The 19,013-nt window shown below is 72.6% G+C and carries 16 protein-coding genes; 11 read left to right on the top strand and 5 right to left on the bottom strand.

Annotation, left to right across the window (positions count from 1 at the left end; all coding sequences use genetic code 11):
• Window positions 1-7: 7 nt before the first annotated feature.
• The 5 genes from BUB75_RS25755 (at window position 8) to BUB75_RS25735 (ending at window position 3,808) form a co-directional block, all read left to right on the top strand.
• Window positions 8-451 (top strand): SRPBCC family protein, encoded by a 444-nt coding sequence (locus tag BUB75_RS25755; RefSeq protein ID WP_073260390.1) that lies wholly within the window; start codon window positions 8-10, stop codon window positions 449-451.
• Window positions 442-1,692 carry an ArsA family ATPase gene (locus tag BUB75_RS25750; protein ID WP_073260389.1) on the top strand — a complete coding sequence of 417 codons (1,251 nt, stop codon included), beginning with the start codon at window positions 442-444 and terminating at the stop codon, window positions 1,690-1,692. The genes BUB75_RS25755 and BUB75_RS25750 overlap by 10 nt, the downstream gene beginning before the upstream one ends.
• Window positions 1,689-1,949, top strand: a complete 261-nt coding sequence (locus tag BUB75_RS25745) for a hypothetical protein (RefSeq protein WP_073260388.1) — start codon at window positions 1,689-1,691, stop codon at window positions 1,947-1,949. Before BUB75_RS25750 ends, BUB75_RS25745 begins: the two co-directional genes overlap by 4 nt.
• 168 nt (window positions 1,950-2,117) lie before the next feature.
• Entirely contained in the window at window positions 2,118-3,062 is a 945-nt protein-coding gene (locus tag BUB75_RS25740; RefSeq protein ID WP_073260387.1) for an ROK family glucokinase, read from the top strand.
• 47 nt (window positions 3,063-3,109) lie between these two features.
• Window positions 3,110-3,808 carry an endonuclease/exonuclease/phosphatase family protein gene (locus tag BUB75_RS25735; protein WP_178379979.1) on the top strand — a complete coding sequence of 233 codons (699 nt, stop codon included), beginning with the start codon at window positions 3,110-3,112 and terminating at the stop codon, window positions 3,806-3,808.
• A 27-nt stretch (window positions 3,809-3,835) separates the two neighbouring features.
• Here the strand turns inward: BUB75_RS25735 and BUB75_RS25730 are convergent, their stop codons facing one another.
• The 3 genes from BUB75_RS25730 to BUB75_RS25720 form a co-directional block, all read right to left on the bottom strand.
• Window positions 3,836-4,096, bottom strand: a complete 261-nt coding sequence (locus BUB75_RS25730) for a hypothetical protein (protein WP_143175401.1) — start codon at window positions 4,094-4,096, stop codon at window positions 3,836-3,838.
• Between the two features lie 80 nt (window positions 4,097-4,176).
• Window positions 4,177-5,169 carry a hypothetical protein gene (locus tag BUB75_RS25725; protein ID WP_073260384.1) on the bottom strand — a complete coding sequence of 331 codons (993 nt, stop codon included), beginning with the start codon at window positions 5,167-5,169 and terminating at the stop codon, window positions 4,177-4,179.
• On the bottom strand, window positions 5,166-5,900 hold the full coding sequence (locus BUB75_RS25720; RefSeq protein WP_218617758.1) for an alpha/beta hydrolase: 735 nt from the start codon (window positions 5,898-5,900) through the stop codon (window positions 5,166-5,168). Before BUB75_RS25720 ends, BUB75_RS25725 begins: the two co-directional genes overlap by 4 nt.
• Before the next feature lie 530 nt (window positions 5,901-6,430).
• On the opposite strand from BUB75_RS25720, the gene BUB75_RS25715 reads away from it, so the two are divergent.
• Genes BUB75_RS25715 through BUB75_RS25705 form a run of 3 tightly spaced genes read left to right on the top strand, consistent with a single transcriptional unit; the run spans window position 6,431 to window position 8,943 of the window.
• Window positions 6,431-7,150: a lysophospholipid acyltransferase family protein gene (locus BUB75_RS25715; RefSeq protein ID WP_073260382.1), complete on the top strand. Its 720-nt coding sequence runs from the start codon at window positions 6,431-6,433 to the stop codon at window positions 7,148-7,150.
• A complete protein-coding gene (gene macS / locus BUB75_RS25710; protein WP_073260381.1) occupies window positions 7,140-8,282 on the top strand; it encodes a MacS family sensor histidine kinase in 1,143 nt (380 codons plus the stop codon). The genes BUB75_RS25715 and macS overlap by 11 nt, the downstream gene beginning before the upstream one ends.
• Window positions 8,269-8,943: a response regulator transcription factor gene (locus BUB75_RS25705; protein ID WP_073260380.1), complete on the top strand. Its 675-nt coding sequence runs from the start codon at window positions 8,269-8,271 to the stop codon at window positions 8,941-8,943. Before macS ends, BUB75_RS25705 begins: the two co-directional genes overlap by 14 nt.
• Here BUB75_RS25705 and BUB75_RS47205 read toward each other — a convergent pair.
• Complete coding sequence (locus tag BUB75_RS47205) at window positions 8,907-12,647, bottom strand: adenylate/guanylate cyclase domain-containing protein (RefSeq protein ID WP_084741707.1); 3,741 nt, start codon at window positions 12,645-12,647, stop codon at window positions 8,907-8,909. The genes BUB75_RS25705 and BUB75_RS47205 overlap by 37 nt on opposite strands.
• A 778-nt stretch (window positions 12,648-13,425) precedes the next feature.
• A complete protein-coding gene (locus BUB75_RS25695) occupies window positions 13,426-14,115 on the bottom strand; it encodes a Crp/Fnr family transcriptional regulator (RefSeq protein WP_073260378.1) in 690 nt (229 codons plus the stop codon).
• 224 nt (window positions 14,116-14,339) lie between these two features.
• Between BUB75_RS25695 and uvrC the strand changes: the two genes are divergently transcribed.
• The 3 genes from uvrC to BUB75_RS25675 all read left to right on the top strand — a co-directional run bounded on the left by uvrC (window position 14,340) and on the right by BUB75_RS25675 (window position 18,958).
• Window positions 14,340-16,937: an excinuclease ABC subunit UvrC gene (gene uvrC / locus BUB75_RS44400; protein ID WP_218617757.1), complete on the top strand. Its 2,598-nt coding sequence runs from the start codon at window positions 14,340-14,342 to the stop codon at window positions 16,935-16,937.
• Window positions 16,934-17,860, top strand: coding sequence for an RNase adapter RapZ (rapZ, locus tag BUB75_RS25680; RefSeq protein WP_084741705.1), 927 nt, complete (start codon window positions 16,934-16,936; stop codon window positions 17,858-17,860). Before uvrC ends, rapZ begins: the two co-directional genes overlap by 4 nt.
• 156 nt (window positions 17,861-18,016) lie before the next feature.
• The gene (locus tag BUB75_RS25675) at window positions 18,017-18,958 is read left to right on the top strand and encodes a gluconeogenesis factor YvcK family protein (RefSeq protein WP_245806308.1); all 942 of its coding nucleotides are present in this window, start codon (window positions 18,017-18,019) and stop codon (window positions 18,956-18,958) included.
• Window positions 18,959-19,013 lie beyond the last annotated feature (55 nt).

Below are 19,013 nucleotides of genomic sequence, written 5' to 3'. Positions count from 1 at the left end.
AGAGCACATGGCGGACTCTTCCCAGCAGTCGATCAGCATCGCCGCACCGGTCGACACGATCGCCTCGGTCATCAGCGATTTCGCGTCCTACCCGGAGTGGGTGGGCGCGGTGAAGAGCGTGGAGATCGTCAGCGAGTACGAGGACGGCTACGCGCACCAGGCCCGGTTCGTCCTCGACGCGGGTGTGGTGAAGGACGAATACACGCTGGAGTACGCGTACGCCGAGGACCTCAGCCGGATCGAGTGGACGCTCGTCGAGAGCACGATGATGAAGGTCCAGGACGGCAGCTACGACCTCGAGGACAACGGCGACGGCACCACCACGGTCACCTACACACTCACCGTCGAGCTGAACATGCCGATGCTCGGCATGTTCCGGCGCAAGGCCGAGAAGATGATCATGGACACCGCGCTCAAGGACCTGAAGAAGCGCGTGGAATCGTGCGGGTAGTCCTCTTCACCGGTAAGGGCGGAGTCGGCAAGACCACCTCCGCGGCGGCCACGGCGGTCCGGGCAGCCGAACGCGGGAACACGACGCTGGTCGTCTCCACCGACCCGGCACACTCGCTCGCGGACGCGCTCGACGTCCCGGTCGGGCCCGAGCCGACGCCCGTCACGGACGGGCTCTGGGCCCAGCAGGTCGATACGCAGGCGCGGTACGAGCGATACTGGGGCACGCTGCGGAACTACCTGACGGCCGTGCTCCGGCACGGGGGCCTGTCCGGCGTCGCGGCCGAGGAACTCGTCGTGCCGCCCGGGCTCGACGACCTGTTCGCGCTGTTCGCGGTGCACGAGGAGGCGCGGTCCGGGCGCTGGGACACGGTCGTCGTCGACTGCGCGCCGACCGCGGAGACGCTCCGTCTGCTGACGCTTCCCGACGTGCTCGGCTGGTACACCGACCGGCTCGCGCCCCTGCACCGCCGGCTGTCCGGGATGGCCCGGCCGGTGCTCGGCCGGGAACTGCAAATGCTTATTCCGGACGACGGTGTGCTCGACGCCGTACTGCGGCTTCAGGGCGCGCTCGCCGACGTCCGGAACCTGCTCACCGATTCGCTGACCAGCACGGTCCGGCTCGTGCTCACGCCGGAGGCCGTGGTGCTCGCCGAGGCGCGTCGCACGTTCACCGCGCTGGCGCTGCACGGGTTCGTGGTCGACGGCGTCGTCGTCAACCGGGTGATCCCGGACGGTGACGACCCCTGGCGCGCCGGGTGGGCCGCCGCGCAGCGCGAGCGCCTCGCCGAGGCCGAGGAGAGCTTCGTCGGCGTCCCGCTGCGCACCGTCCCGTACTTGCCGGTCGAGCCGGTCGGAACCGAGGCGCTCGCCGCCCTCGCGTTCGAGCTGTACGGCGCCGACACCGACCCGGTTGCCGCCGTCCCGGTCGAACCACCGCTGCGGCTGGACGGCACGGTCCTCTCGGTCGCGGTGCCGCTGGCCGACCGTTCGGAGATCGCGCTGTCGCGGGTCGCCGACGAGCTGATTCTCACCGTCGCCGGCCGGCGCAGGCTGCTGGCGCTGCCCGAGGTGCTCCGGCGGCGTTCGGTCGCCGGTGCGACGCTGCAGGACGGACGGCTCGAGGTGCGGTTCGCGGCGGCACAGGCCGGTGCGTCGGCGGGTTCGTCCGCCGGTTCGTCGGCGGGTTCGCCGGCCGGTTCGTCGGCGGGTTCGTCCGCCGTCGGAGGTGGGGACGCATGACCGTCCCGCCGCCGGGGCCGCTGGTCGACGAGGCCGTCCGGTTCGCCGAGGCGCTGTTGCAGCGTGTCCGGGGCGCCGGTGCGCCGGAACTGCCGCCCGAGCTCGTGGCCCGGTTCTCCGGCGCGGTGGCGGACGCGGCGGTGGCCGGCGCCGACCTGCTGCGCGTGGTCGCCGAGGTGGCCACCGTGGTCGGTGAGCGCGCCGCCGCGGAGACTGACGACGACGATCCGCCGGTGGAGCGCATCGATATCGGCTGAGCCACAGCCGAAAAAAGGCAGAACCGTACGCCACGGGTGGAGCGATCGACACCGCCTGACCGGCGTGCCATACGCTGCGACGGAACCGGCCGCACGCCGGTGAACGCCGGAGATTCTGACCGGCGCCGTTGCACTCACGGGAAGGTGCATTGGTGTGGTGAGGCGCGCGTGACGCTGACTGTCGGAGTCGACGTCGGAGGAACCAAGGTGCTGGCCGGAGTAGTTACTCCGGAGGGTGAGGTACTGGCTACGGTGCGGCGTCCCACGCCCAGCCAGGACGTCAACGACACCGCGCGGGTCATCGCCGAGGTCGTCCGCGAGCTGGACGAGGACTACGCGATCGAAGCGGTGGGCGTCGGCGCAGCGGGCTGGATCGATGCATCTCGGTCGGTCGTGCTGCACGCGCCGAACCTGGCGTGGCGCCGGGAGCCGCTGCGCGACCGGATTCAGGAGCGGGTCGACCTGCCGGTCGTCGTCGAGAACGACGCGAACGCGGCGGCCTGGGCCGAGTACCGGTTCGGCGCCGGACGCGACCAGCACCACCTACTGCTGATCACGGTCGGTACCGGCATCGGCGGTGGCGCTGTCGTCAACGGCGAGGTCTACCGCGGCGAGTTCGGCATGGCCGCGGAGTTCGGCCACGTGCGGGTGGTGCCGGACGGGCACCCGTGCGGCTGCGGCGCCAGCGGCTGCTTCGAGCAGTACGCGAGCGGAAAAGCGCTGGTCCGGTTCGCCAAGGAACGCGCCAGGGACGACCGGACCGGCGCGCGGACGCTGCTGGAGATGGCCGGCGGCGACGTCGACGCGATCGACGGTCCGATGGTGACCCGGGCCGCACAGGCGGGCGACACGGTGTCGCTGGCCTCGTTCAGCGAGCTGGGCGACTGGCTCGGCTGGGGAATGGCCGATCTGGTCTCGGCGTGGGACCCGCGCTGCATCATCCTCGGCGGCGGGGTCGCGGAGGCCGGTGACCTGCTGTCGATCCCGGCCAGGGAGACGTACGCGAAGGTGACCGCGCTGCGGGGCCGGACCGAGGCGGCCGAGGTGCGGATGGCCGCGCTCGGCAACAAGGCCGGCCTGGTCGGCGCGGCCGACCTCGCGCGCATCCGGTGATGGCTGGGGCGGCTGAGCCTGCTGGGGCCGCTGAGGCTGGGGCCGCGGTGGCTGCCGGGGCGCCTGCGGCGCCGCGGGTGTGGCTGCGGGTGCTCAACTGGAACGTGCGCGGGCTTCGCGACGACGTGGACGCTCTGGCGCGCACCATCCGGGGCACCGCACCACACGTTGTGGTCCTTCAGGAGGCACCGCGCGTGCTGCGGTGGCGCGCTCGTGCGGCGCAGCTGGCCCGCCGCTGCGGGCTGGTCGTGGTGCGCGGTGGCGGCGACGCGTCCGGGAACCTCGTCCTGGCGTCGCTGGCGGTGACCGTGCGCGAGACCGCGGTGGTGCGCCTGCCGTTCACGCGGTTCCAGCATCCACGGGCGGCGGTCGTCGTCCGGGGCGCGCTGGCCGGTGCGCCGTTCACGGTCGTCGGCGTCCACCTCGGACTCACCGGTCCGGAACGGGCCGCGCACGTCCCGGTGCTGCTGGACGCCGTGCCCGGCGACGAGCCGACCGTGGTCGCCGGCGACGTCAACGAGACCGCCGACGGCCCGGCCTGGCGCGCGCTCACCGAACGGCTGGTCGACGTCGGCGCCGACGACCCGACACCGACGTTCAGCACCCGGTCTCCGCGTCGCCGCATCGACGCGTTGTTCGTCTCGCCCGGCGTACCGGCCCGCGGCTACCAGGTGCTCGACACGCCGGAGGTCACCCGGGCCAGCGACCACCGGCCGCTGGTAGCGGAGTTCGGCCTCACGCGCTGACGTCCGGTCAGGCGCTGAGGTTCGGCGTCAGGCGCTGACGCGGGCCGCCGGGCGAACCACCCGTACCGCGGCGAGCCACCGTTCCAGCGGGAGCGACGTCCCACGCCGCACCGCCAGCCCGGCGTCCATCAGCACCGCGTCGGGCACCTCGGCCAGCGCCGCGACCTCGGTCCGCGCCAGCAGCGCCTCCCGCTCGGGCTCGTCGAACCAGTCGGGGTCGTGCCCGGTAAGCGTGCACCAGAGCGCGAGTACTCGTGTGTGTCTGTGCGGAGTGAGCGTGCCGACCATCGGGACCACCTCCCACCGTCCACGGTGAGGGATGCGCGCTACCGGCTCGCGGCGGCCACGTGTCCGTCCGGGAAAGAGTCTTAGACCACCGCTCCGTCGTCCGGGTCGTCCTCGTTCCAACCGTCCCGCAGACGCCACACCAGCGCACCGGCACCGCCGAGGATGCCGCAGAGCGCCAGCAGCAGCCGCACCTGCTCGCTGAGCCCGAGCGTGTCCGACCGGAACAGCAGCACCAACCCGGCCGCGATCGCCAGCAGCGCACCGACGACCGGCGCGGACAGCCGGGGGAGCGGCGGTGGCGGTGGCGGCTCGTATCCCTCGTCCTCGTCGGTCGGGAAGTCTGTCGGTGGCGCGTCGGTGCCGGTCAGCCGGTCCCGCCCGAGAGGACGCTGCTCCGCCTCCGGTGAGCGAGGCTTCTCCGGGCCGGGCTCCGCCGGTGGCGCCGTCGGGTCCGCGGGAGGCTCGACGGTCGTCGGCGGGTCGGGTGCCCGGTCGGACGCCGCCGGATCGGGCCGCACCGGCTGGTCGGCCTCACCCGGGGTGCGGATCGGCAGCGGATCGGCGGCCGGATCGGTCAGCGCCGGAGCGTCCACTACGTCGGACGCGGATTCGGGCCCTGGCGACTGGGACGGCTCGGGTGAGTCGGGCGGATCGGGCACCGCGCGGCGGCTCGGACGGTCGGGCGCGGCGGTCGCGTCGTACCCGGCGACGATCCGCTCCCACTCGACATCGATGTCGATCTCCAGCGGCTGCGTCGGCGTCGTCGGCAGGCCGGACCCGGGCCCACCGGCCGCGTCGTCCTCCTGCACCGCCTCGAGCAGGCCGCGGGCCTCGTCCAGCCGGTCGCGGTCGACCCAGAGCCGGTCGGTCGGCCGGGCAGGCAGCGACGTCGACCGGACGACCGGGTTCAGGTCGGCGCTCGGCGCCAGGTACGCGGCGATGCCGACGATGCCGAGGACGTCGAGCAGGTGCTCGCCGATCCGCGGGTCGACGTCGGCGAGCGGCACGAACTCGGTCGCGTCCAGGCCGTTGTCACGTCTACCCCGATGCGGACGCCCAGGAGTTCCGGTCATCGGCTACCGTCCGTCCCCGCCGGGCTCAGCAGCGACGCGATGAACTCCGCACTGCCCTCGAAGATCGCCGGTGCATCGTTGTCGAGCGTCGCGACGTGGTAACTCTCCGAGAGGAGAACCTCGGACTTCACCGCCGACGCGACGCCGGCCAGCAGGGCCTCGCCGCTCGCGGGCTCGACCACGTGGTCTTCCAGGCTGCGGAACAGCCGCACCGGCACCGTGACCTTGCCCAGGTCGGCACGGACCAGCTTCCAGAGCTGGCTCAGCGACGCCGCGGCCTTGAGCGGTAGCCGGTCGTACGCGAGTTCGTGCGCGCCCGGCTTCTTGATGTCGTCGCTGATCCCCGGGAACGACCCGAGGACCCGGCTGACCACCGGCAGCAGGGCGGCGTCCTTGCGGAGCGTGAGGTACGACGGGTTGACGAGGATCAGGCCGGCCGGCTCGGTGTCGCGTCCGGCGTGCTGCTGGACGAGGCGGGTGACCAGCGTGCCGCCCATCGACAAGCCGCCGACCACCACCGGTGTGCCGGGAGGGAGCCGGTCGCGCAGCGCGAGGTACTCGTCGTCCACCGCGCGGTACCAGTCGTGCCACGTGGTGCGGTTCATGTCCTGCCAGCGCGTGCCGTGCCCGGGCAACAACGGGCACGCCACCGTGTACCCGGCGGCGTGCAGCGCCTCGCCCCACGGGCGGATCGACTGCGGAGTACCGGTGAAGCCGTGGCTCAGCAGCACGCCCGCCGGCGCGTCGGATCCAGCGTCGAAAAGGAATGGTTCTGCGCCGGGCAGCACGGACGGTGAACTCTTTTCAACCTCACCGATCCCCGCAGGCTGATCGCCGTCTGCAGGAGTCGGTCGAAAAGAATTCATCCCCACCTCCCAGGAGCTCCGCCGGGCGCCCGGTCCGGGCAGCGCCGAGCGGTCGTGTCAACCGTCCGTGTGCGGTACGCACGGTCATCGTCGGCCGGCCGCAACCGGATGGGCACGGCGAGCTTCGGCCACCATCGTGACACGAGGCGGCGTCATCGGCCCCGCGTTCGGGGCACCTCGACACCGTGCGGACCAGTGAGTCGGAAGTGGCAGCTGGGACAACGTGCGCCCCACCGGCCCGGGAAGGGGGTATTCGGCCGGGCTTGCCCCGCTCGCGCCCCTGTTCGGCGGGCGTGGCGAACGCCACTCTGGGTACACCCACCCAGAGAGACCGGAGCGCCGCCGGCCGTCCAACCGCCGGTACGCTCGACCCGCACGGCCGTCGAGGAGGTCTGGTGTTCTACTGGGTGTGCAAATACATCCTGATCGGGCCGATTCTCCGGGTGCTCTTCCGGCCGGTGCTGGAGGGGGTCGAACACATCCCCGCGCACGGCCCGGCAATCCTGGCCAGCAATCACCTGTCGTTCTGCGACTCGTTCTTCTTCCCGCTGATGGTGCCGCGCCGGATCACGTTCCTGGCCAAAGCCGAGTACTTCACCGGTAAGGGCCCCAAGGGTCTGTTCTCCCGGCTCTTCTTCAGCGCGGCCGGGTGCGTCCCGATCGACCGGGCGTCCGGCTCGGCCGCCGAGGCCGCGCTGACGACCGGTGCCCGCATCCTCGGCGAGGGCCACCTGCTCGGTATCTACCCCGAGGGCACCCGCTCGCCGGACGGCAAGCTGTACCGCGGCAAGACCGGCGTCGCGCGGCTGGCGCTGCAGACCGGCGTGCCGGTCATCCCGGTGGCGATGATCAACACCGACCAGGTGCAGCCGATCGGGCAGCTGATCCCGAGGATCATGCGGGTCCGGATGCGGGTCGGAACGCCGCTGGACTTCTCCCGCTACGCGGGGATGGACGGCAACCGCTTCGTCGAGCGGTCGGTGACCGACCAGATCATGTACGAGCTCCTGCAACTGTCCGGCCAGGAGTACCGCGACGTCTACGCGGCGTCGGTCAAGAGCAACACGTCGGACGCCGAACCCGGCCGCACCGCGGCCGAGCGCATTGCCGCCTGACCGGGCAGGTGACCGGCGCCCTGCCGGCTTCACCGTCGAGGTCACCGGGTGGCGAGGGCTCGCCGCGTTCCGGTTCCTGACGCTCACCTACGCGGTCGCGCTCAACCTGGACGACCTGGGCCGCGTGCGGAGCCCCGCCTGGTGCGTCGCGACGCTCAGCGTGATGGCCGGGTGGAGCGTCGTCGCGACCTACTGTTACGCGCGTCCCCGGCTGCGGACACCGGTGCTGCTCGCCGTCGACCTGGTCGTCGCGCTCGCCACCGTGCTGGCCACCCGGCTGGTCGAATCGCCCGAGCGGATCGCCGGGGGCGAGTTCACGGTGCCGACGGTGTGGGCCGCGACCGCGGTGATGGCCTGGGCGCTGCGCTGGGAGATCGTCGGCGGCCTGCTGGCGACGCTCGCGCTCGGCGTCGCGAACGTCCTGGTGGTGAGCGGCCAGCCGACCCGCGGGACCGTGCACAACATGATCCTGGTGTTACTCGCCGCGATCGTGATCGGCTACGTCGCCGAGGTGCTCCGGCAGGTCGACCGGATCATGGTCGACACCTGGCGGGAGCAGGGCGCGGCGGCCGAGCGTGACCGGCTCGCCCGCCAGATCCACGACGGGGTGCTGCAGGTGCTCGCGCTGGTGAAACGACGTGGGGCCGCGCTGGACGGCGAGGGGCGGGAACTGGCGGAGCTCGCGGGTGAGCAGGAGGCCGCGCTCCGCTCGTTGATGACCGGCGGTTCGGCGGCCCCGTCCGACGGCGAGGTCGACCTGACCGCACTGGTCGCGCCGTCCACCGCGCACTCGACGATCGAACTGGTCGCGCCCGCGTCGCCGGTGCTGCTGCCGGCGGCGGTGGCCTCGGAGGTCGCCGCGGCGGTCGGCGCGGCGCTGCACAACGTCGCTGAGCACGCCCCCGGCGCGCACGCCTGGGTGGTGATCGAAGAGGTTCCGGACGCCGTCTGCGTGACCGTCCGGGACGACGGACCGGGCCTGCCGCCGGGGCGCCTGGCCCAGGCTGCGGCCGAGGGTCGACTCGGTGTGGTTCAGTCGATCCGCGGCCGGATCTCCGAACTCGGCGGCACGGTGACGATCATGGGTGAGCCTGGTGAGGGGACAGAGGTGGAACTAAATGTCCCTCGGTGACGAGTCCGTCGGTGAGTCTGTGCGGGTCATGGTTGTCGACGACCACCCGATGTGGCGTGACGCCGTGGCTCGCGACCTAGGCGCGGCGGGCTTCGACGTGGTCGCCACCGCGGGCGATGGCGCCGCCGCGGTGCGGATCGCGGCCGCCAGTCGTCCGCAGGTCGTCGTCATGGACCTGCAGTTGCCGGAGCTGTCCGGCGTCGAGGCGACCGCGGCGATCCTGGCAGCCGACCCGGCCTGCCGGGTGCTCGTGCTCTCGGCCAGCGCGGAAAGGCCGGACGTCCTGGACGCGATCCGGGCCGGGGCCACCGGCTACCTGGTCAAGTCGGCGGGCGCCGGGGAACTGGTGGACGCCGTCGCCCGCACCGCCCGCGGCGAGGCCGCGTTCACCGCGGGCTTGGCCGGGCTGGTGCTGGGCGAGTACCGGCGGCTGGCCGCGGGCCCCGAACCGGCGGCCGGCCCCGCGTTGACCGGCCGGGAGACCGAGGTGCTGCGGCTGGTGGCCCGCGGGCTGACCGCGAAGCAGGTCGCGTCCCGGCTCGGGTTGTCGATCCGCACCGTGCAGAACCACCTGCAGAACGTCATGGACAAGCTGCAGGTCCACAACCGGGCCGGGCTGGTGCGCTACGCGATCGAGGCGGGCCTCGACGACGGCGCCTGATCAGTCAGTCCACCCGGATCGTCGGGAACCTCCGGATCCGGGTCAGGAACTTCCGGGTCCGGGGTGTCCAACGGATCGGTCGTCGCGAATCGGAGCAGCAGGCGGGCGCGGTTACGCAGGCCGAACGTGGTCAGGCGGGTGGTGAGCTCCGGCACCGGCGCGACTTCACCCGCTCGCGCGGCCCGCAGCGACCAGGCCGTGGCCAGTGCGGCGTCGGTCGCGTCGCCCATCCGCTCGTACACCGATGCGGCGACCGCGTGGTGCAGCGCGGCCGTGCCGTGGTCACCGCCGTGGCCGGCCAGCCCGCCGTTGACCACCGAACGGGCGGCCCGGACCCAGAGCGTCTCGCGGGGAGCGGCGTCCAGCACGCCCTTCAGCCAGCCCGCGGACTCCTCGGCGCGCGAGCCGCAGCGGACGCCGGTGAGGACCGCCGCGTGCGCGGCCGCGGCGAGCCACTCCCGCGGTGCCAGCGGCTCGGCCGCGTGCTCGGCCTCCAGCCGGCGGAGCGCGACCGTCGCCTGGTCCGCAGCGCCGGTGACCGCCCGGTAGAGCGCGCCGTGCGCGAGCGCGTTGGCCAGCGCCAGCCGGGTGCCGTGCCGGGCCGCGGTGACGACGATCAGCTCCGGGTTGAAGCCGGTGTCCTCGCCCCGCAGCGCGCGGAGCCAGGCGGCCAGCGTCCGCAGGTGCGCCCACTCGGCGTCCAGCGTCTCGTCGCCGGTGAACGCGGCGTCGGCGGAGGCCAGCGTCGCGTCCCAGTCGCCGTCGAAGTAGGCCCGCATCGGGGTGTGGCCGGGGTGCGGCTTGCCGCGGTAGGCGAGCGTGGTGGCGGCCGCCTCGTCCAGCAGCGCGAAGCTGCGAGCGATCTCGCCCTCCTCCTGCAGCGCGCTCGCCAGGTTCTCCGACGCCCGGCGCAGCGACCGCAGGTGATCGGTGCGGCTGCGGTCGACGGCGCGCTCCAGCAGCGTGAGCCCGGAGAGGTCACCGGCCAGGTAGCGGGCCGCGCCCTCGGTGATCTGCGCGTTCACCTCGAGCTCGGGCAGGCCGAGCCGGCGGGCCAGGTCGCCGGCGGTCTTGGCGGCGTTGGTGGCCTCGTCGACCTCGTAGCTCATCATCCGCAGCCGGGCGAGTTCGGCGTGCGCGGCGGCGCGGACCGGACTCTCGTCGCCGGCGCCGTACGGGGCCAGCGCGCGGTCGAGGTGAGCGAGGGCAGCCGTACGGTCGCCACGGGCCCACGCGACCTGGCTGAGCAGCGTCCGGGCCGACGCGGAGGCGTCGCGGGCGCCGAGCACCTCGAGCTGGCTGGCGCACCGCGCGACCTCGGTCGCACCACCGGCCGCGGTGAACTGCTCCGCGTCGGTCGCGAACCGCAGGCGCCACCGCAGCACGAGCGCGGTGAGCCGAGCCACCTCGTCGTCCCTCGCGGCGGGGTGTTCGAGCGCGGCGAGGTCGTCGAGCGTGACGCTCGTCGACGAGTCGTCCCACAGCGCGAGGGCCTTGTCGAGCAGGTCGACGGCGGTCGGGGCGGCGTGCAGGCTCGCGGCCCGTTCGGCGGCGGCCACCAGTGCGGTGCGGGCCGGCTGCAGGAACGGGCGGACGTCCATGTGCAGCGTCCGGGCCAGCTCCAGCGCGGCCACCCGGTGGTGGGCGACCGCGTCGACGGTCTCGGTGGTACGACCGGTGACGTGCGACTGCAGCCACCGGGCGGCCCGCTGGTGACGGACCACCCGCAGCGCGCGCGGCTGCCTGCGGTAGGCCAGGTCACGGACCACCGCGTGGGAGAAAGCCAGCGCCGGCTCGCCGGCCAGCACGTGTCCGGTGGCCGGCCGGATGAACGCCTTGGCCCGCAGCTCGGCCAGCAGCGCCTCGACCTCGTCGCGGGCCAGCTCGGCGACGGTCGCCACCGCACCCGGCCAGAACACCTCGCCGATCACCGCGGCGGCCTGCAGCGCGCGCTGGTTCCGCGGCCCGAGCAGGTCGACACGGCTGGCGACGACCGAGAGGACCGAGTCGGGCAGCGGCAGCGCGTTGTCGAGGTCGTCAGGATCGCCGTCCGGACGCTGGTCGGCCAGCATCCGGACGTACTCGTGGGCGTAGAGCGGCGTGCCGGCGGCCAGCACCGTGAGGTGTTCCAGCGCCTCGTCCGGGATCGGTGAGTCGCCGGAGAGCGCGCGGAACAGCGTCAGCGTGTCGTGCGGGTCGAGCGGCGGCAGCTCGACCAGCGCGTGCCGCGGGTGCGCGGCGTCGTACCAGGGCACGTTCTTGCCTGCGGCGAGGAGTTCGGGCCGGGCGGTGGCGAGCACGAGCAGCGGCCCGTCGACGGTGTCGACGAGCTGGCGCAGGAAGTCCAGCAGCGGCGGCTCAGCGAGGGCCAGGTCCTCGATCACCACGACCAGCGGACGCCGTGCGGCGAGCCGCCCGAAGAACATCCGCCAGGCGGCCTGGGCCTCGTCTGCCTCGACCGGCGGTGCCGCGTAGCCGACGAGCGGGGCGAGTGCGTCCACGACGCTGGCCCGCTCGGCGGTGGTGAGCAGGCCGTGCAGCGAGTCGACGACCTTGCGGCGGGCGGTGTCGGCGCTGTCGGACTCCAGCACACCCGCGTAGCCGGTGACGACCTCGGCGATCGCGGCGAACGGACCGCCCTCGCCGCCGGCCAGGCAGCGGCCGCCCACCCAGCGGACGCCGACCGGCATCGCCTGCTCGGCGAGCCGGTTCAGCTCCCGGACCAGACGGCTCTTTCCGACGCCGGCCGGCCCGACGACCGTCACCATGCGCGGCGCCCGGTCGTCGATCGTCGCCCGGAGCAGACCGGCGAGGTGATCGAGGTACGGGCCGCGGCCGACGAACGGGCCGTGGTCGCGGTGGCGGTCCCACCGGCGCTGGACCAACCGCAGCGGACGCCAGACCGGAACCGGACCTGCCTTGCCCTTGACCATCACCGGCGGCATCTCGGCGTACTCGACGTACTCCCGGCTGGCCCGCCACGTCGCCGACGAGACGACGATGCCGCCGACCGGGGCGTGCGACTGCAGCCGGGACGCCACGTTCACGACGTCGCCGGCGACCAGGGCCTGGCCGCCGTCGCGGATCGCGTCCAGATCGACGACGACCTCGCCGGTCGCGATGCCCACCCGGGCACGCAGCGGCCCGGCCGGGCCGATGATCCGGCCGTCGAGGTCGGCCTGCAGCTCGAGCCCGACCCGGACCGCCCGGACGGCGTCGTCCTCCTGGGTCACGGGTGCGCCGAACACCGCCATCACGGCGTCGCCGATGTACTTCTCGACGACGCCGCCGCGACGGCGGATCGCGCGCGCGACCGTGTCGAAGTAGCGCTGCTGGAGCGCCCGCAGGTCCTCCGGGTCCAGCCGTTCGCCCAGGTTCGTGAAGCCGGTGAGGTCGACGAACAGGATCGTGACGACCCGGCGCTCCTCCCGGGACGGGTTGCCGGGGACCGGCGTGCCGCGCGCGGCCGGGTCGAGGTCGGCGGCGCAGTTCGGGCACGCCTCGGCGGTCAGGTCGACGCCTGCCGTGCAACTCGGGCACTTGCGCAGCAGGGGAGAGCCGCACCGACCGCAGAACCGGTCGCCGGGGCGGCCCACCGCGGCGCAGCGTGCACAGTGCGTGTCGATGGGACGTTCACCCCGCTCACGTGCTCGGAACCTAGGTGTCGAGTATTTGCTGTGAATCGTCTCAGTGGCTTTGGCCAACAGCCACCCATCCGGCGAGAATTCATCCGGTCGGAGGTTTCCTCAGTCGCCTACCGGACGGTCCGCTGACACGTCCGGGTGAGGCGTGACTACGGTGTGTGGCGACTTGAGCGGCGGAGTCCGGTGCGTCCGGTGAACCGAACCGGCAGTGTTCCTAGTGTGGTGGGAGTCGGATTTCCGTAATGCCCGGAATGTCGAGTATGGTCACCGTGACCCTGAAGACCGCGTGGACTGATTCCGCGGGAGTCGGCCATCCGGCGGGGTCGACCGTCCGCGTTCCCGAGGCACAGCTCGACGAACTCGTCTGTACCGGCGTCGTCGCCACCGACGCAAGTGATAACTGGGTCACATGCGAGTAGTGGGCGGCGGGCTCCAGGTCAGAACCTTGCGGCGCCTACCGCGTCGGCATTGAGCGGTCGCCTCCTCGTGGGCGCCCGGAACGATGTGTTCCGAGGCTCGCCTATCGAGCGGACGGCCGCCGGGGCGCTTCGTCGCAGCCGGCCGTTGCGCGCGAGCTGGTTGGTGTGGATGGGCGGCGCTGGAATGGTTGCGGCGTTCTCCGCCTGCCTCGCTTCATGGCTGTGGCGTTTTCCGTGCCAGGGCACGGAAACCGCCGCAACGACACCGCGCGCGACGCGGAAACGGCCACATCCATTCGGTGGGGAGCGGCGCTCACCCCATCACGAGCCCAATGCGGCATCGTTCGACGCGCCCCGCCCGGTACCCGCGGAGCTCCGGCTCGGATTGGCACGCCCTGGGCCCGCGCCGGCCACCCGGATCAGGTCATTCCGGCGCGGCGGCGGAGGGCGGGGATGTCGGTGACGACGATCTTGCGGCCCTCGGTGTGGAGCCACCCGCGGGTCGCGAACGTTCCGAGCGCCTGGTTGACGCTCTGCCGCGACCCACCGGCCATCTCGGCCAGCTGAGTCTGGTTCAGGTCGATCGTGACCACCGGCGAGCGATTGTCGCCGACCAGCCGGATCAGTGTCTTCGCGACCCGGCCGGGCAGGTCGAGGAAGATGTGGTCGGACGTCTGGTCGGTGAGGCGCCGGATCAGGCCGCCGAACGACCGCATCACGCCGTCCAGGATCGGCGGCTGCGTCCGCACCAGCTCGAGGAACGCGCCCCGGGAGAGCGCCAGGACGTGCGTCTCCTCCAGCGCCTCCGCCGACGCCGACCGCGTACCGCCGTCGAGCAGCGACAACTCACCCAGGACGCCGGGCGGCCGGACGACGTAGAGCAGGGCACGGTCGCCGGTCGGCGCGGTCCGGAACACCGAGACGGCGCCGCGCCGCACCATGATCAGCGAGTCGCCCGGGTCCTTCTCCAGGAACAGCAGCTGCCCGCGGCGGTAGCTCCTGGGCACGGCCGCGGCCGCGACTCGGCTACGCACCGCGGGCGCGAGCCCGGCGAACAGGTCGACACCGGCCAACGGGTCGTCCGCCTGCGGGTTCACCGGTACGGTCATTGCCGCCCCCCGCTGTCGGTCCGCCCTGCTATTACCCCGGCCTGCATCGTCCCGGTCGCCTCGTTCCGTGTTCGCGCGTCATCAGGCATCTGGCGCCCCATGATGCCGTGTCCTGTCGTATGTCTGACAGTGGGACCGGCCGGAAAGCGGTATGGGGGGTCTGTTCGGACCGCGGCGCTCTGCACATCACAGAGTTGTCGGCGGGGCCGACTAGGCTTTCCTGCGTGCCCGACCCGTCCACGTACCGCCCTTCTCCGGGAACGATCCCGGAGTCTCCCGGTGTCTACCGCTTCCGGGATTCACGCGGCACGGTCATCTACGTCGGGAAAGCGAAGAACCTCCGCAACCGTCTGAACTCCTACTTCGCCGACCCGGCCGGCCTCCATCCGCGTACCTATCAGATGGTGACCTCAGCGGCCAAGGTCGACTGGGTTGTTGTCACAACCGAGGTCGAAGCGTTGCAGCTGGAGTACTCCTGGATCAAGGAGTACGACCCGCGTTTCAACGTCCGCTACCGCGACGACAAGAGTTACCCGAGCCTGGCGGTCACGCTCTACGAGGAGTACCCGCAGCTGCGGGTGATGCGGGGCCCGAAGAAGAAAGGCGTGCGGTACTTCGGGCCGTACGCCCACGCCTGGGCGATCCGCGAGACCCTCGACCTGTTGCTCCGGGTTTTCCCGGCGCGCACCTGCTCCAGCGGTGTGTTCAAGCGTGCGGGGCAGATCGGGCGGCCGTGTCTGCTCGGGTACATCGACAAGTGCTCGGCGCCGTGCGTCGGCCGGGTCTCCGCCGATGAGCACCGGCAGATCGTCGAGGACTTCTGCGACTTCATGGCGGGCAAGACCGACCAGATGCTCCGGCGGCTGGAACGGGAGATGCGGGACGCCAGCGACGAGCTGGAGTTCGAGCGGGCGGCCCGGCTCCGCGACGACATCGGGGCGCTTCGCCGGGCGATGGAGAAGCAGGCCGTCGTCTTCGGTGACGGCACCGACGCCGACGTGGTCGCGTTCGCCGACGACGGGCTCGAGGCCGCCGTGCAGGTCTTCCACGTCCGTGGCGGCCGGGTCCGCGGGCAGCGCGGCTGGGTGGTGGAGAAGGTCGAGGACCTCGGCGTCGGCGCGCTGGTCGAGCAGTTCTGCCTGCAGATCTACGGCAGCGACGACGCGAGCGAGGCGGTGCCGAAGGAGGTGCTGGTCCCGGAGCTGCCGACCGACGCCGGCGTGATCGAGGACCTGCTCTCCGAGCTGCGCGGGAGCCGGGTCGCGCTCCGGGTGCCGCAGCGCGGCGACAAGAAGACGCTGATGGAGACCGTGCGGCGCAACGCCGAGCAGGCGTTCACGCAGCACAAGCTGAAGCGGGCCAGCGACCTCACGGCCCGGTCGAAGGCGCTGCAGGAGATCCAGGACGCGCTGCTGCTTGACGAGGCGCCGCTGCGGATCGAGTGTTACGACATCTCGCACGTCAGCGGCACTGACATCGTCGGCAGCATGGTGGTGTTCGAGGACGGGCTGGCGCGGAAATCGGAGTACCGCCGGTTCGCGGTGCGCTCCGGGTCCGACGGCCCGCCGGACGACACCGCGTCGCTGGCCCAGGTGCTGCGCCGCCGGTTCAACCGCTACCTCGACGCCCACGCGGAGACCGGCGACCTGCCTGGCGAGGCCGCCGACACCCCGGATGCTCCCGGGAGCGCCGAGCCCCCCGGGACGGCTGGCACCTCTGAGGTACCCGGGACGGCTGGGGGACCCGGGACGGCTGGGGTACCCGGGACGGCTGGGGTACCCGGGACGACTGTGGCGGTCGGGACGGCTGGGACGCCGGGGACGGCTGGGGCGGTCGGGACGACTGGGGCGGTCGGGACGACTGGGGCCGCTGGGGCGCTCGAGACCGGCGAGGCGGCTGGGAGCGGCGGGGCCGCGGGAGCCGGTGACCGGGGCGACGAACCGCACACCGACCGGGGCGTCCCGGTGGGGATCGACCCGACCACCGGGCGGCCGCGGAAGTTCGCCTACCCGCCGAACCTCGTGGTCGTCGACGGCGGGGCGCCGCAGGTGGCTGCCGCCGCCCGCGTACTCGCCGACCTCGGCATCGACGACGTGGCGCTCTGCGGGCTGGCCAAGCGGCTGGAGGAGGTCTGGCTGCCCGGCGACGACTTCCCGCTGGTCCTGCCCCGCACCAGCGAGGGCCTGTACCTGCTCCAGCGCGTCCGGGACGAGGCGCACCGGTTCGCGATCACGTACCACCGGCAGAAGCGGTCCAAGCGGATGACCGAGTCCGCGCTGGACGGGGTACCGGGCCTGGGGGAGACGCGGCGCAAGGCGCTGCTGCGGCAGTTCGGGTCGGTCAAGCGGCTGCGGCAGGCGACGGCCGACGAACTGGTGACGGTGCCGGGAATCGGTCGCCGCACGGCCGAGGCGATCGTGGCGGCGCTGGCCGGCGAGGCGCCGGTGCCGTCAGCCCGGACGGCGCCCGAGGCCCGGACGGCCCCTGAAGGACGGACGGCGCCCGAGGCCCGGACGGCGCCTGAAGCACGGACGGCGCCTGAAGCACGGACGGCGTCCGAACGCCGGGCGGCACGCGAGGGCCGGACGGCCGCCGAGGGTCGGGCGGCGCGCGAGGACGCGGCGGCGCGCGAGGACCCGGCGGCGTCGCGGGATTCGCCACGGGCTGGGCAGCCGCCGGTAGACGCAGGAGAATCAGGGGTAGCGAGCGAAGCGGGCGTACCGTCGGTCACACCTGCGGAATCACCCACTGCGACCACAGCCGGAGACGGGGCGGACGGCTTGGCCACCGCCCTCCGAACGGGGGGACACGAGGACCCATGACGATCGGGGAACGGTCGCCGGAAGCGGACGACATCGGCGAGGTCGACGGCATCGCCGCCGCGCGGGCCGAGATGGACCTGGTCGTGGTCACCGGCCTGTCCGGGGCCGGGCGGAGCACGGTGGCCAGGGCGCTGGAGAACGTCGGATACTACGTCGTCGACAACCTCCCGCAGACGCTGATGGTGACGATGGCCGAGCTGGCGTTCGCGTCCGGGGGGGCCGGGCGGCGCACCGCGATGACGCTCGACGTCCGGAGCCGTGCGTTCTCCACCGATCTGCTCGGTGCGGTCGCCGACCTGCGGGTACGCGGCTTCCACCCGCGGGTGGTGTTCGTCGACGCGTCCGACGACGTGCTGATCCGTCGTTTCGAGAGCGTGCGGCGTCCGCACCCGCTGCAGGGCGAGGGTCGGCTCGCGGACGGCATCGCGGCCGAGCGGGTGCTGCTCGCCAACGCGCGCGAGGTCGCGGATGTGATAATCGACACCAGCCTGCTCAACGGCAACCAGCTCCGCGGCCGGATCGAAGAGCTGTTCGTGACGCCCGAGCAGACGCTGCACGTCACGACGTTGTCGTTCGGGTTCAAGTACGGGCTGCCCGCCGACGCCGATCTGGTCGTCGACATGCGGTGGCTGCCCAACCCGCACTGGGTCCCGGAGCTGCGGCCGTTCAGCGGCAAGGACGAAGCGGTCAGCGACTACGTGATGGCGCAGCCCGGCGCGGTGGAGTTCCTCGACCAGTACGCGGCGGTCGTGGCGATGGCCACCGACGGATACAAGCGTGAGGGAAAGCGTTACCTGACGATCGCGGTGGGGTGCACGGGTGGTAAGCACCGAAGCGTCGCCAGTGCTGTCGCGTTGGCATCGCGGCTCGAAGCGCGGGGTATCCCCACCACCGTGAGCCACCGGGACCTGGGCCGGGAGTGACGGCGGTCGCGAGACACGATACCGTCCGCCTCCGCTACGCGTTGCAGTCGATTAATGCAGCGCGAGGCATCAACGGCGCAGAACACGTCAATGCGGACCTGCTGCGTCCGGGCAACGGCTGCGGCAGAGGGGCGGACGGGGAATGAGGCTAGGGGCGTGATCGGTTGGGACACCGAGCGACCTCCACGGGTGGTGGCCTTCGGAGGCGGACACGGGCTGTTCGCGTCACTGAAAGCGTTGTGCCTGCTGGGCATCGACCCGACGGCCGTGGTGACGGTCGCCGACGACGGGGGCTCCAGCGGCAGGTTGCGGCGGGAGTTCGGCGGAATCCCGCCCGGTGACCTGCGGCAGGCTCTGGTCGCGCTGGCGAACCCCGCCGACCCGGTGACCGCGGCGGTGTTCCAGCACCGTTTCTCCGGCTCCGGTGAGCTCGGCGGACACGCGATCGGCAACCTGATCCTGGCCGGGCTGACCGACATCCTCGGTGGCACGGTGCCTGCGCTGGACCACGCGGCCCGTGTCCTGGGATGCCGCGGGCGGGTGCTCCCGATGGCGGCTCGGCCGCTCGACATCGAGGCCGACGTCGCCGGCGCGCTGGGTAACGTCATCACGATCCACGGGCAGCACGCGGTTGCGACGACCCGGGGACGGGTCCGCCGGGTCCGGGTGACCCCGGCGTCCGCGCCCGCCTGCCCGGATGCGGTCGAGGCGGTGACGACGGCCGACGCGCTGGTACTCGGCCCCGGCTCGTGGTTCACCAGCGTGCTGCCGCACTTCCTGGTGCCCGAACTCGCCGACGCGATTGTCGGCTCGTCGGCTCGTCGCATCGTCGTCCTGAACCTCAGCACCGACGGTGAGACCCAGGGAATGCCGTTCGAGGACCATCTCCACGCGCTGGCCGAACACGCTCCGGCATTGAAAGTGGACGTCGTACTGGCGGATCCACACATTGTCGGGGACCACACCGGTCTGTCCCGTGCGGCAGAATCACTGGGGGGACGACTGGTCGTTGCGCCGGTAGCGGCGTCCGACGGTAGTCCGCGGCACGACCAGCAGGCTCTCGCCGCCGCACTCCGGGGAGTGCTCGGTACCGGCTGACACCGGCCGGCAGGGCCTACCGTGCCGTAACGGGGGCAGAGCGAGACGACTGGAG

Origin of the sequence: Cryptosporangium aurantiacum, from assembly GCF_900143005.1 — a bacterium.
Taxonomy (GTDB): Bacteria; Actinomycetota; Actinomycetes; order Mycobacteriales; family Cryptosporangiaceae; genus Cryptosporangium; species Cryptosporangium aurantiacum.
This window is presented reverse-complemented; position numbering and strand designations above follow the sequence as displayed.

Coding starts and splice junctions, on each gene's coding strand:
- BUB75_RS25705 (WP_073260380.1), top strand. CDS start 8,269: ATGTCCCTCGGTGACGAGTCCGTCGGTGAGTCTGTGCGGGTCATGGTT.
- BUB75_RS25695 (WP_073260378.1), bottom strand. CDS start 14,115: ATGACCGTACCGGTGAACCCGCAGGCGGACGACCCGTTGGCCGGTGTC.
- BUB75_RS25755 (WP_073260390.1), top strand. CDS start 8: ATGGCGGACTCTTCCCAGCAGTCGATCAGCATCGCCGCACCGGTCGAC.
- BUB75_RS25745 (WP_073260388.1), top strand. CDS start 1,689: ATGACCGTCCCGCCGCCGGGGCCGCTGGTCGACGAGGCCGTCCGGTTC.
- BUB75_RS25730 (WP_143175401.1), bottom strand. CDS start 4,096: ATGGTCGGCACGCTCACTCCGCACAGACACACACGAGTACTCGCGCTC.
- BUB75_RS25725 (WP_073260384.1), bottom strand. CDS start 5,169: ATGACCGGAACTCCTGGGCGTCCGCATCGGGGTAGACGTGACAACGGC.
- rapZ (WP_084741705.1), top strand. CDS start 16,934: ATGACGATCGGGGAACGGTCGCCGGAAGCGGACGACATCGGCGAGGTC.